We start from the raw sequence: 12,969 nt of genomic DNA, 5'->3' as shown, positions 1-12,969 counted from the left end.
GCGGCGGCAAAGAAAAGTAGGTGCCGCCCCGCACAGGGGCGACGCGTGAAGCGAGATAACAAATCGCGGATGCCAGCACAAAGGCCAATACACCAAACCACGACGCCTGAAGCACGCTAACAAAACGCGGATGCCAGCACAAAACCGAAGCAAACCACCCAGCGTCGCAGACAAAAAAGCCCTTTTACTGCGTAGCTTTCCTAACCTTAGCCACATCCCCAGCGCCGACAGCAGGCGCCCCATTATTCCATCCAGCCCGAATAAAGGTAAGCACATCAGCGATCTGCTGATCATTCAGCACAGGCCCATACTTGGGCATAGGATAAGCAGCCGGAACCCCACCAATCACGAGATCGCCCGTACCATTAAGCGTGACATTGATCAACGAAGCAGCATTTTTCTCGAGCACATTAGGATTCCCAGCCAGCGGCGCCAGCATAGGCGCAAACCCACGCCCATCCACCCCATGACAATGCATGCAGAACGCGGTATAAACCCGCGCACCAGCATCATTAGCAGGCCGCGTCAGCGAAACCTTGGTCGCCTTCGCGTCATACGCATAAGCCGCCCCGCCTGAGCCGCCCGCCGCCGGCAGCGACTTCAGATACCGCGACATCGCAGCAACGTCGACATCCGTCAGCGCCTGCGTGCTGTTGTTGATCACATCCGTCATCGAACCAAACGCCGACGCGTGCTGATTCGCCCCCGTCTTCAGAAACTGCGCAACATCCGCCTCGGACCAGCGACCCAGACCAACGTTATGCTCGCCCGTCAGGTTCGACGCAAACCAGTTGTCGATCGGGCTGCCCGACAGATACAGCGCCCCACTCTCATCGAGCGCCTTCTCCTGAAACGCAATGCCCCGCGGCGTATGGCACGAACCACAGTGCCCAAGCCCCTGAATCAGATACGCGCCGCGATTCCATGCGACGTCCTTGCCCGTCTTGTCCTGGTACACGCCCTTCTCCAGAAAGACCATGTTCCAGAACTTCAGCGGCCAGCGCATGTTCAATGGCCATTGGATATCCGGCTCGCGGTTCGCCTGTTTGACGGGCGCCACTCCATGCATGAAATACGTGTAAAGCGCATGCATGTCGTCGTCGTTGACCTTCGCGTACGACGGATACGGCATCGCCGGATACAGGTTGTGTCCATCCTTCGCAACGCCCTCGCGCATCGCGCGCTTGAAGTCGTCCTCGCTGTACTGGCCAATGCCCGTCTGCGGATCAGGCGTGATATTGGTCGAGTAGATCGCGCCCATCGGCGTCATCATTTTCAGGCCGCCGGTGAATGGCTTGCCGTGCGGCGTAGAGTGACACGCAATACAGTCGCCCGCCTTCGCCAGATATTCCCCACGTGCGACGAGCGCGTCGTCGGCGGCGTGAGCCAACGTGGGAAGCGCGAGCGAAACGGTCAATCCAGCAGCCAGCGCCAATGCCTTCAATGTCGTTTTCATCGTCGGCCCCTTACGCGTTCATCAACTGGTTACCGACAGGCAACTGCCGCAACCGCTTGCCCGTCGCCGCGTAGATCGCGTTGGCGATCGCGGGCTGCGCCGCTGCCGTTCCCGGCTCGCCAATGCCGCCCGGCGCCTCGCTGCTCTTCACGATATGCACGTCGATGGTCGGCGTTTCGTTGATGCGCAGAATCCGGTAATCCGTGAAGTTGCTCTGCTGCACGCGGCCGCGATCGATCGTGATCTCGCTGTACAGCGCCGCCGTGATCGCAAAGATAATGCCGCCCTGAATCTGCGCCTCCACCGTGTTCGGGTTGACCACCATGCCGCAGTCGACGGCGCACACCACGCGGTTCACCCGCACCTCGCCCTGATCGACCGTGACGTCGGCCACCATCGCAAAGAAACTGCCGAACGCGTGCATCACCGACACCCCGCGCCCCTGCCCCTTCGGCACCGTGCTGCCCCAACCCGCCGCCTGCGTCGCGACGTTCAACACGTTCAACGCGCGCGGCGATTTGCCGAGCAGATCGCGCCGGTACTTCACGGGATCGGTCTTCGTCTGTGCCGCGAGTTCGTCGATGAAGCTCTCCACGACGAACGTGCCGCGCGTCGGACCCACGCCGCGCCAGAACGCAGTCGGTATCGCGTGCGGCTCCTGGCGCACGTAATCGATGAGCTGATTGGGCAGGTCGTACGGCAGATCGGCAGCCACTTCGACGGCATCGGGGTCGACGCCGTTCTTCACGGCGGGCGGCGCGAACCGCGCCAGAATCGACGAACCGACGATGCGATGCTGCCACGCAATCGGCTTGCCGTTCGCGTCGAGCCCCGCAGAGATCTTGTCGTAGTAGTACGGGCGATACATGTCGTGCTGGATGTCTTCCTCGCGCGTCCACGTCACCTTCACGGGCACGTTCAGCTGCTTTGCCACTTTCACCGCCTGCGTGACCATGTCGAATTCGAGCCTACGTCCGAAGCCGCCGCCAAGCAGAAAGTTGTGCACGACGATCTTGTCCGGCGACAGCCCCGTCACCTTCGCGCCCGCATCGCGCGCCCGCGTCGGCACCTGCGTGCCGACCCAGATGTCGCAGCTATCGGGCTTCACGTGAACCGTGCAGTTGACGGGTTCCATCGTTGCGTGCGCGAGGAATGGCTGTTGATAGACGGCATCGACGCGTGTCTTCGCCTGCGAGAACGCGTTGTTCACGTCGCCGTCCTTGCGCGCGACCGCACCGTTGTTCTGCGACGCCTTCTCCATGTCGTCGACGATCGTCTTCATCGACACGGCTGCGCCCGCGCCTTCGTTCCATGTAATCTTCAACGCCGATGCGCCGCGTTTCGCAGCCCACGTGTGATCGCCGATCACGGCAACGCCGTTGTCGATCTTCACAATCTGCCGCACGCCGGGAATTTTCTTCGCGGCCGTATCGTCGACGCTGGCAAGCGTCCCGCCGAACACCGGGCAATTGACGATGGCCGCATAGACCATGTCGGGCAGACGCACGTCGAGGCCGAACATCGCGCTGCCGTCCACCTTCTCCGGCGAATCGAGGCGCTTCGCCTGCGTGCCGATCAGCTTGAAGTCTTTTGGGTTCTTCAGCGGCACGTTCTGCGGCACGGGCAGCTTCGCGGCGGCATCGACGAGTTGGCCGTAGGCAATGCTGCGCTTCGTGTCCGCGTGAATCACCTGGCCGTTCTCGGCATGGCACGACGCCGGGTCGACCTGCCATTGCTGCGCGGCCGCGTTGATCAGCAGCACGCGCGTGGTCGCACCCGCGCGCCGCATCGGTTCCCATGCATAGCGGATCGACGTCGAGCCGCCCGTCAGCTGGCCGCCGAGCAGCGGGTCCGTGAAGCGCGATTCGTCGGGCGGCGCATGGTCGATCGTTACGCTGTCTAGCGGCACTTCGAGCTCTTCCGCAATCAGCATCGGAATCGACGTGTACACGCCTTGCCCCATCTCGACCTTCGGGATGATCAGCGTGACCTTGCCCGCCGTGTCGATCTGCACGAAAGCGTTCGGCGCCAGCACGCCGCTTTGCGGCGTCTCGACACCATCGCCGCCGATCACGGACTTGCGCACATCGCCCTGGCTTTGAGCAGGCATGCTGAAGCCCAGCATCAGGCCGCCGCCCGCCGTCGCGGCGACACTCGCGCTGAATTTCAGAAACGTACGGCGTGTGACTCGCGCAGCATCGTCGTCGCGCGGCTTGCCGTTTTGTGCATCGAGCAGTCCCTGCGACATGTCACGCCTCCTTCGCTGCCTGCTTCACAGCAGCGCGAATGCGGTTGTACGTGCCGCAGCGGCAAATGTTGCCTGCCATCGCCGCGTCGATATCGGCATCGCTCGGGTTCGGGTTCTGCGCGAGCAGCGACGCCGCCTGCATCACCTGCCCGGACTGACAATAGCCGCATTGCACGACGTCGAGATGCCGCCACGCCGCCTGCACTTTCTTGCCCGCGGGCGTGTCGCCGACGGCTTCGATGGTCGTGATCTTCTTGTCGCCGACAGCTGCGATGGGCAGCACGCACGAGCGCACGGCAACGCCATCCAGATGCACGGTGCAGGCGCCGCATTGCGCGATGCCGCAGCCGAACTTCGTTCCCGTGAGACCGACGATATCGCGCAGCGCCCAGAGCACGGGCATGTCGGGCGGCGCGTCGATGGTATGAGACTGGCCGTTGATGTTCAGCGTTGCCATGAGCGTATCCGTAAGTGGGGAGTTTTTGTTTATCCGCGACGCCCAACAAAATCCGCTCGACAACCGCACTTTGTTAGACGTGGCGCGCTAATCACGCGCGTCCGGCGAGCGCATACGCGCTGCGTCGATCTGTTACGCATGCACATTCAGGGATCGGGTCGGTCGATTGTAGTGGGAGGTAAAAAAACGTGCGTGCGAAGTGCCTGCAGCTGTCGGCGACAATCGCGGACGGCTGCAGGCATGCTTGCGGTAAGGAGTGGAGAGACGCAACACGGCTCACCGCGTTGCGTCTTCGGAGAACGCGCTCAGTCGTTCACAGGAAGGTACGACGACCGTACGGGCGACGGCGGGAACATGCTCAGGCCCGTCTGCTTCGTGAATGCATATCGCACATAGACGGCCGCGACGAACTCGCGGTACTGATAGGCGTTGCCGAACGAAGCCGCCGCGCCCACCGCGAGTTGCGGCGCGAGCTGGTACTCGCCGACGGCATCGATCGAGTAGGACACGCCCGTCTTGCTCTGGCCAGGATAGACGGCGTCCGGATCGACGACCGTCGAGCCCGCTGCCGCGTTCGCCACCTTGGCGGCGTTGGCTGCCGCGCGCTGATAGGTACTGTTGGTCGGGAAGTAGTCGGACGCATCCTGACGATAATGCTGCACGCCGATCGACGCTTTCAGATCGTAGGTGAACGGCCCGTTTCGACCGGTGTATTCGATCGGCAGATTCAGAATCGCATATTGCTGCGGGCTGAAATACCCGCCCTGGCCGAACGTGAAGTACGACAGGTTCTTGTCATAGTGCATCAGCGTCGCATTGACGCCGACCGTCAACGTCTGGTCCGCGTCTTTCACGAGCCGCGTATAAACACCGCCCCCGCCTTTCACGGAGTTGTTCGACGCGACATTCCGGCCCGTCAGATAGTCCCACGACGCATTCGCGTAAAGGCCGTTCGTGCCGTCGTCCCAGCCGAGATCGCCACGCAATCCGTTCGACGTGACGCCGCCCCAGTCGAGGTCCATCGCCGTATCGTGCGCGCCCGCGTAGGACACGAGACTGTCGGTGACCGCGCGGCGCGCGCCCGTCAGCTTGTACGACACCTTGTCGGTGATGTTGCCGCGATACTGCAGTCCGCCCACGATGTTCTGCTCGCGGAAACCCCACGGCGTCGCCCCGATATCTGCCTTCAGACCGCGCCACTCATAGCCGACGTCCGCACCCACGCCACTCGCCGTCTGCGAGCCGGGCAGCACCGTACTGGTGCCGAACGCCTGGGCCGAACCGAAACGCGCCAGCGTATTCACGCTGTTGGCCGGCGTCCCCGCATCGAGCGTGACGGGCGTGACCTCGATGGTCACGTGGCCGTCGCCCGCGCGGATGCGGCCTTGCAGCGGCGCTTCGATATCGGTCAGATTCGACAGGCCGTTTTCGCCGTCGCGATTGCGGAACTGGATCCCGCCGCTCACCGTGCTGGTCTGCTCGCGGTTGATCTGCGCGAGTTCTTCCTCGACGGTCAACGGCTGCAGTTGCGCCGGCTGCGGATATTGCCGGGTCTGCTCGTCCTGCATCTGCGTGTTACGCATCGGATAAGGCGCGGGCGGCTGCGGGACGTACGGCACAAGACCGTAGCCCTGATTCGTGTAGGCCTGCTGCGCATATGCCTGCTGCGGCGGTTGCGGCTGGTAAGGCTGCTGATACGACTGCTGCTGCGGGTACGGCTGCTGGGCGTACGTGCGCTGCTGGGGATACGGCTGTTGTGGATACGGCTGTTGTGGATACGGCTGCTGCTGATAAGCCTGCTGTTGTGGATACGGCTGCGCATAACCCTGTTGCGGAGCGCCGCCCGACGGATACCCGCCCTGCTGCTGCGCATACGCCGCATTGCCGTTCGTCGCACGCGCATTCTTCGTCGTGCGCTTCTTCGAAACCGGCTGCGCGTTCATTCCCTGTGCCGCCTGGGCCTGAGCGGCGGCCTGCGCCTGCGGCGACATCGGCCACGGCGTGCTTGCGTACGCATCGTTTGGCTGGGCATACGCCGGCTGCTGATACTGCTGCGCGGGCGCCGGCTGCTGATAACCCTGCGGATACGGCTGCTGATAAGGCTGCTGATAAGGCTGTGCATAGCCTTGCGCCGGATACGCCTGGCCCGGCGCGAGCCCACCGCCCGACTGCGACGAGCCGTATTGATCGGGGCCGTAGCCGTCCGCGCCGGGTGTCGGGTTGCCCGTCGCCGCGGCTTGCGGCGCGAGCGTCTCCAGCGAGTTGATCTGCGAGGCCGGCTGCGGCTGCGGCGCGACGTACGGCGCATAAGGCGCGGTGACCGGCTGCGTCGGCGGAATGTAGGCAGGCATGGCTGACATCGGAGACGGTTGGGTCGTGAGACCGGTATTCTGCGCGGGAAACGGCACACTGTTCGACGTATCCGCCGACGCCCGGTTCGCAAAAGGATTCGTGCCAGGCAACGGAATCGGCCCTCTCGGGCGCAACGGCACATCCCAGCCGCTCGGCACGGGCTGTCCATTGGCGCCCGCGGCCGTCGCGCCGGGACGCGCGAGCGGCGCGTTCTGCGCAATCAGCGCACGCTGGAAATACTGCGCGGCCAGGCTGTTCCTGCCCTGCGCACGATACATGCGGCCCATCGCAGCGAGCGCATCCGGATTGTTCGGCGCGATGCGCAACGCCCGCTGCAACGTCGATTCAGCGAAATCGAACTTGCGAATCTGCGTCGCCGCGCCCGCCGCGTTCAGCAGCAAGCCCATGTCGGTCGGATTCTGGGCGAGCGCCAGGCGATAGGTCGCGAGGGCATTCGCGTTGTCGTTGTTCGCGGTGTACAGACGCGCGAGCGCCGCCAGAATGTCCGGATCGTTCGGCCGCGCGGCAAGCCACGGCGACAGCACGTCATACGCGCTCGCCAGGTCGTTCGCCTGACGCAGCGCGTCCGTGCGCCGCACGACGATCGCCACGTTGATCTTCTCGAAGTCGCTGCGCTGCTGCCCCGTCAATTGCATCGACGCAAGCCGCCGCATCACCTCGCCCAGTTCGATGTCCTGGCCCGCGTTCAGCAGAATGCCCGCGTCGGTGAGCAGCAGCCCTGGATCGTTCGGCGAACGCGCCACGGCGCTGCGCACCATCATCAGCGCACGCGGCGTATCGCCCGTATTCACATAGGCCGACGCGATCGCGCCGATCAGTTCGGCATTCGTGCCCGCGATGGGCTCCGCGTTCTGCAGCAAGCCGCGCGCCTGCGCGACGCGCCCGCTCTTCGCCAGCGCCACGGCTTCGTCGCACTGCTGATGAACCCACAGCCGATGCTGCAGCACCGCCATTGCATCGGTGCGTTTGTTGAGCGGAATGCGTTCGAGTTGCGACAGTCCATAGCGCCAGTCCTGCATGTCGGCCGCGAGCAGCGCGCTGGCATAGAACGCATCGGGCATGTCCGGATGCAACGCGATCAAGCCATCCATGATGCTTTTCGCATTCGCATACGCGCCCTGCTTCGCGTAGATGCGTGCGAGGTCGAGCCTCAGCCACGGATCGTCGGGATTGCTCAGCAGCGCGTCTTCGAACAGGCTGCGCGCATTGCCCAGATCGCCGCGCGCTTCGGCGGCACGTGCCTGCGCCGCTTGCGCCTCGCCGCGCAGACGGTCCGCGCCGCCCACTTTCTTGCGCTGCTCATCCGTCAACTGGTTCGCGAAGCTGAGCGCTTCGTCGCCGCGCCCCTGTGCGGCAAGCGCGCCGACGAGGCCGCGTATCGCATCGGGGTTGTCGGCCTGGCGGCGCAACGCCATCCGGAACGCCGCTTCCGCGCCGCGCGGGTCGCCGCTTTGCATCAGCAGATCGCCCAGCGCGGTTTGCGCCGTGACATCGCCGGGACTCACGGCAATCGCTTTCTCGAACGACGCCTTCGCTTGCGCGAGATTGCCGTTGCTCTGCTCGCCAAGGCCCTCGCTGGTGTACATCCAGTACGTCGCGCTATTGAGCGCCTCGCGCCAGCGCGCCGCGCCGCCCGCCTGCGATGCGCGCAGCAGATAGTCGCGGGCCTGCGCGAACTGCTCCTGCTTGAGCAACGCGACACCCATGCCGCCGAGCGCGTCGCCGTCGTTCGGCGCACTGGCGAGCACCGACGTGAAGCGCGCCTTCGCCGTCACGAGGTCGCCGCGATCGAGCGCCGTGAAGCCTTCGGCGATGGTGCGGCCGCGCGCGTCGGCGCCCGCGTTCTGCTGCGCGCGCTCGCTTGCGCGCCGGTCCTGTTCCGCAATCGAATCGGCACGCGCCTTGACGGCGGCATCGTCGGGAACAGTGGACAGATACGCCTGAAAAAGCGGCGCATCGGAGGCACGCACGCCGAGCCACAACAGCGCCTGGCGCCAGGCCGCCTTCGCCTGCGCGCCGACAACGGAATCCTTCGATAACTGCGCAAGCTGCCCGATGCCCTCGCGCCGATTCGCTTCGCGATACGTCAGATGCTGCGCATAGGCGAGCGCGAAGCGCGGATCGTCGGGATGTTCGCGCGCCAGTTGCTCCAGCCCGCGGCGTGCCTCTTCCCAGCCTTGCGGCGACGAACCGAGCGTCTGGTAATACTCCAGTGCGAGCTGCGGATTGGTCGGCTTCGTGCCGAGCGCCTGCCGGTAGGCCTGCGCCGCCGACGCCTGCTGCCCGGCCTGCGCGAGACGCCGCGCGTCGTTGACGGCCTGGTCCGTGGGACTCGACTGCCCGAGACGCCGCGCGAGTTCGTCGATGTCCGGATAGTTCGGCGCGGCCTGGCGCAGGCGCGCCAGATACTGCTGCGCACCCGCGCCGTCCTTGCGGTCGGCCATCACGATGCCCATGCCGTACAGTGCGTCGGCCTGCTTCGGATCGATGCGCAAGACCTTGAGCCACGCCTGCTCGGCGAGGTCGCCGCGCTTGTGCGACTGCCAGTACTTGCCCTGATCGATCAGGACGTTCATCGGATCGTTCGTCTGCGCCTGCGCGAATGCCGACGCCGCCGCGCCCGCGCCGAGCGTGAGCGCGACGCCGATTACGAGCGCGCGTTGGCGGATTGGCATGTGTTCTCCCAACGCGGCACGAGACGGCCGTTTTCATCGAAGCGGTAGCGGCCGTCTGCCGACCCTGTACCGAAGAGCATCAACACCTCGTCGTAATAGACAGGCTGGTTTTGCGTGGCCTGGCCTGCGCCTGGTGCAGGCGCGGGTGTCGGCGTGGCGAGCGCGGCCAGATGCGTTTGCGCGAGCCCCGCTGCGCGCGTGTCGCCGAACGCGCGGAAATACGGCAACAGCGCGCCCCAGAAACCGATCGGGCCTTCCCCGGTCGCGTTGCCCGTGGTCGTCGCGATCTTCTCGGGCGGCACGCCCGTCTGCGCGATCCGGTCGCGCATGCCGTGCAATGCGGCGAGCCACGGCCTGGCGAGCGGATCGGCAGGCGCGGTCAAACCCGCCCACAGATAGACGCGAATCGCATCGTAGCTGCCCACATCGCCCTTTTGCGGATCGACGATGAATTGCCCGTCACGATAAGCGGCCCAGTCCGGCGCGAAGCCGAGCGGCGCAGTGGTCTTGACGAGCTTGAAAGCATTGTCCGCGACGCGCGCCCACGGACCGTTGGGCGACTGCGCGGCGAGCGCGCGCAGCAGCGGCAACGGCAGGTAGCCTGGATTCAGGCGCGTCGTGTTGCCGTTGCGGAAACCTTGCGGACCGGGCAGCAGCATCGGACCGAGGCCGCGCAGATCGGCGACTTCCTGCCTCTCGATCTGCGTGACGAGCGCATACGCGAGCTTCGTATACGCCGGCTCATGCCACAGACGGCCCGCCTCGAACAGATCGTAGGCGATCCACAGGTCCGAGTCCGCCGCCGAGTTCGGGTCGAGCACGCCGTACGAGCCATCCGGTTTCTTGCCCCATTGCCATGCAGGCAGCTTCACGTCGTCGCCGTCGAAACGTCCCGCCGAGAGGTTCGCGCGCGTCCAGCGCAGCACGCGCTCGAAGGTCGCGCGGTCGTTCGCGACGAGCGCGAAGAACATGCCGTACGACTGGCCCTCCGACGTGGTCTGCAGCGTGGGCGTCGAGAAATCGACGACGCGCCCGTCCTGCTGCACGAAACGCGACACGAACGCGCGATACGCTGACCAGTCGTCGCACGCCGCGGCATGCGCCTCGCCCAACATGCCGACCATGACGCCCGCGCACGCGAGCGCGGCGCGCAACGGGCGTGAGAAGAACGATGCCCCCATGTCAATCCTTCAGCCGGCGCGCAGCGACCGCGCGCAACAACCGGTAGAACACGGCCGCGATGATCAGCGCCGCGATCAGCCCGGCGAGCAGCAACAGCAGCGGATGCACGGACAACGCCCAGCGCATGTACTCGATGGGCGACAGATGGCCGACGTAATACACGTCGCCGTTCGACACGACTTCGAGCGTCCTGCCGCGCACCACGGTCAAGCCGCCCTGGATCGACTGGACGAGATCGGCGTCGAGCAGCGCGTTGGTCAGATCGGTGTCGGACTGGCCGGGCGCCGAGATCAGCGCGACCACGCTGCGGCCTTTTTCTAGCGGCGACTGGAAGCCGGTGATGATCGCATCGCCCGACGAACTCACCAGCGACAGATCCGCGCGCCCCGCGGTGCGCACGCCGCCGCGATCGCCGTGCCACCAGTTAGCGATGCGGAACGACACGTTCGAGAACTGCATGCGGCGCGAGTCGTCGGCGGCGGAGAACGGCATGTTCGCTTCCCAGCTGGTCAGCAACGGCTGCTGGCCGGGCGCGCCGATCACGAGCAGGTCCTTGTCGGCGAGACGCTGCACGTCGGCGGACGTCGCGACGGTCACGGCCGTGACGGGATACGCCGTCGACGCGCCCATGCGGCCCATCACCGTCAGATACAAGCTGTAGTCGCTCGGGTTCGCGTTGACGGGCAGGATCACAGCCGTCTGCGACAGGTCGGCAAGCTTCGTGAACGGCCAGCCGCTGTTCGCGAACGCGGCCAGATCGGGCAGCGCCATGTAGTGCGGGAACGACGACAGGTCGATGGTCGAATCGGGATCGATCTCGCCGCGCACGTTGTCGAGCACCTGCCCCTGGCATTCGCCCGTCTTCGGCATGTCGTAGTAGAAGTGGAAGCGCAATTGCGCCTGGGACGCGAGCAGATGCGGCGGAATGTAGATTTCTTTCGATGCGGGCGCCGTGTGGTCGGGCAGCATCCGGTTCAGATAGCGGCCGAGATCGAGCATCGACGACGACTGCGCGGGAATCCGCAGCGCCTGCACGAAGTTGTTGTTGACGCTGATGTTGAGCGTCGAGCGGTCCGGCGCGGGGCGCACGGTGAAGCGATAGCGCAGGTCGATGGGCACGCCCTTCGTGCGCCACGTGAACAGATCGGGCGCAATGCGCAGATCCACACGCACGACGTCGCCGTTATAGCCGCGCACGGACAGGTCCTTCGGCACGGCCAGTTCGCCGAAGCGCACGGGGCGATCGGTCGGCAGCCAGCCGGGCGCGTCGTACGGCTGACGCGCGCGCGGCGCGTCGACATGCGTGATGGTCTGCACGGTGCCCGACAGGGCCGCCTCGCCGAGCGACAGCGCGTTAGCGGCGATCTTCAGCTCGCGCGCGTCGCGGCCCAGCACGAGCAGCAGCTTGCCGTGCGCGGGCGCTTCGCGATCGACGACCGCGAGCATCGGGCCGTTGATGGTGGGCAGCGTCACGCCTGCGGGCCGTTCGTCGTTGGTCGCGAACACGACCGCGTTACCCGCCAGCGGCGCGTTGTCGAGTTGCGCGGGAAACAGCGCGCCGCGATAGCCGGCCAGCGAGCCGAACCACGACGCGACCGCGCCCGCCGCTTCGAGCGCTTGCGGCGAAGGTCTGGCGGAGAACACGAACGGCAGTTCGAGGCGGCGGATGTCGCGCCGGTCGAAGAACGGCAGCGGCAGCGCGCCGAGATCAGGCTTGGCTGCGAGCGACGCGAAGGTGAGATCGAGCGTGCTTGCGTTGCTGACGGTCGCCCATAGCGCGCTGCTCGCCGGGTCTTCACAGCCCTGCGTGTAGTGGCCGATCAGCTGGACGTTCAGGTGATTGAACTCGGTGATCAGCCGCGGTTCGAGCGGAATGTCGCGCGCGAGCAGCGTGCCCGCCTGCTCGCGCGGCAGCGGCAGGGTCGCGGCGACTTCGCCGTTCACGAGCACTTTGAGATGCGACAGGTTCGAGAGCAGCGACGGCGAATAGCTATAGATCAGATGCAGGTTCGCGCCCGTCACGACTTCATCGGCGCGCACCGAGAACGGCACGCCGTTCTGGCCGTCGACGCCGCGTAGTTGCAGCGGATCGAGCGCGCCGAGTTGGGCGAACGTGAAGGTCTGACGGCGTCCGCCCGATACGGCCGTGCCGTTGTCGGCCGTGGTCGGCATCGTGTCGCGGCCGCCGCGCACGACGGCAAAGGGTTGCGGCGCCGGCTCGGCGAACGCGGGCTGCAGCCCGGCGCGCGAATCGACGGGCTTCGCGGAAGGCAGCGGCGGCAAGCCGTTGCTGGCGGGCGCGGACGGCACGAGCGGCGTCGTGGCGGGGGTCGTTCCCGGCTTCGCCGCCAGTTCGGCGCGCGTGGCGGGCATCGCGCCCGGTGAGGCGGACGGCGCTGCATCGGATGCGGCCTGCACAGTGGGCACGGTAGTCACGAACAGCAGCGCGAACAGCGTCGCGGCCAGCGTCGCGCGCAGCGGCAAGCGCAAGCCGTTGCGCGTCAGCGAATGCGCGGCTCGACGCAAACCCGCTCTCTTCGCCGCTGAACAGGCGTCGTCGTATCGCAAGATCCCCATA

The 12,969-nt window shown here is 65.8% G+C and carries 6 protein-coding genes; all 6 read right to left on the bottom strand.

All coding sequences use genetic code 11. The features are described 5' to 3' along the window. Positions 1-184: 184 nt before the first annotated feature. Entirely contained in the window at positions 185-1,456 is a 1,272-nt protein-coding gene (locus tag KFO72_RS22850) for a cytochrome c (RefSeq protein ID WP_054934652.1), read from the bottom strand. Positions 1,457-1,466: 10 nt separating this feature from the next. After that, on the bottom strand, positions 1,467-3,704 hold the full coding sequence (locus KFO72_RS22845) for a xanthine dehydrogenase family protein molybdopterin-binding subunit (RefSeq protein WP_225033103.1): 2,238 nt from the start codon (positions 3,702-3,704) through the stop codon (positions 1,467-1,469). A gap of 1 nt (position 3,705) precedes the next feature. After that, positions 3,706-4,161, bottom strand: coding sequence for a (2Fe-2S)-binding protein (locus KFO72_RS22840; RefSeq protein WP_007579117.1), 456 nt, complete (start codon positions 4,159-4,161; stop codon positions 3,706-3,708). A gap of 305 nt (positions 4,162-4,466) precedes the next feature. Next, positions 4,467-9,209 carry a cellulose synthase subunit BcsC-related outer membrane protein gene (locus tag KFO72_RS22835; protein WP_225033102.1) on the bottom strand — a complete coding sequence of 1,581 codons (4,743 nt, stop codon included), beginning with the start codon at positions 9,207-9,209 and terminating at the stop codon, positions 4,467-4,469. Continuing rightward, positions 9,182-10,390: a cellulose synthase complex periplasmic endoglucanase BcsZ gene (bcsZ, locus tag KFO72_RS22830; protein ID WP_054934649.1), complete on the bottom strand. Its 1,209-nt coding sequence runs from the start codon at positions 10,388-10,390 to the stop codon at positions 9,182-9,184. Before bcsZ ends, KFO72_RS22835 begins: the two co-directional genes overlap by 28 nt. Position 10,391: 1 nt before the next feature. Continuing rightward, complete coding sequence (bcsB, locus tag KFO72_RS22825; protein WP_225033101.1) at positions 10,392-12,968, bottom strand: cellulose biosynthesis cyclic di-GMP-binding regulatory protein BcsB; 2,577 nt, start codon at positions 12,966-12,968, stop codon at positions 10,392-10,394. Between the last annotated feature and the right edge of the window lies 1 nt (position 12,969).

It is taken from the genome of Paraburkholderia sp. XV (assembly GCF_020177535.1).
GTDB lineage: Bacteria > Pseudomonadota > Gammaproteobacteria > Burkholderiales > Burkholderiaceae > Paraburkholderia > Paraburkholderia caribensis.
The sequence above is the reverse complement of the archived record's forward strand: the minus strand, read 5'-3'. Positions and strand labels throughout refer to the sequence as shown.

Excerpts from the sequence above, each read along its gene's own strand:
- KFO72_RS22850 (WP_054934652.1), bottom strand. The coding sequence starts at position 1,456 with ATGAAAACGACATTGAAGGCATTGGCGCTGGCTGCTGGATTGACCGTT.
- KFO72_RS22845 (WP_225033103.1), bottom strand. The coding sequence starts at position 3,704 with ATGTCGCAGGGACTGCTCGATGCACAAAACGGCAAGCCGCGCGACGAC.
- KFO72_RS22840 (WP_007579117.1), bottom strand. The coding sequence starts at position 4,161 with ATGGCAACGCTGAACATCAACGGCCAGTCTCATACCATCGACGCGCCG.
- KFO72_RS22835 (WP_225033102.1), bottom strand. The coding sequence starts at position 9,209 with ATGCCAATCCGCCAACGCGCGCTCGTAATCGGCGTCGCGCTCACGCTC.
- bcsZ (WP_054934649.1), bottom strand. The coding sequence starts at position 10,390 with ATGGGGGCATCGTTCTTCTCACGCCCGTTGCGCGCCGCGCTCGCGTGC.
- bcsB (WP_225033101.1), bottom strand. The coding sequence starts at position 12,968 with ATGGGGATCTTGCGATACGACGACGCCTGTTCAGCGGCGAAGAGAGCG.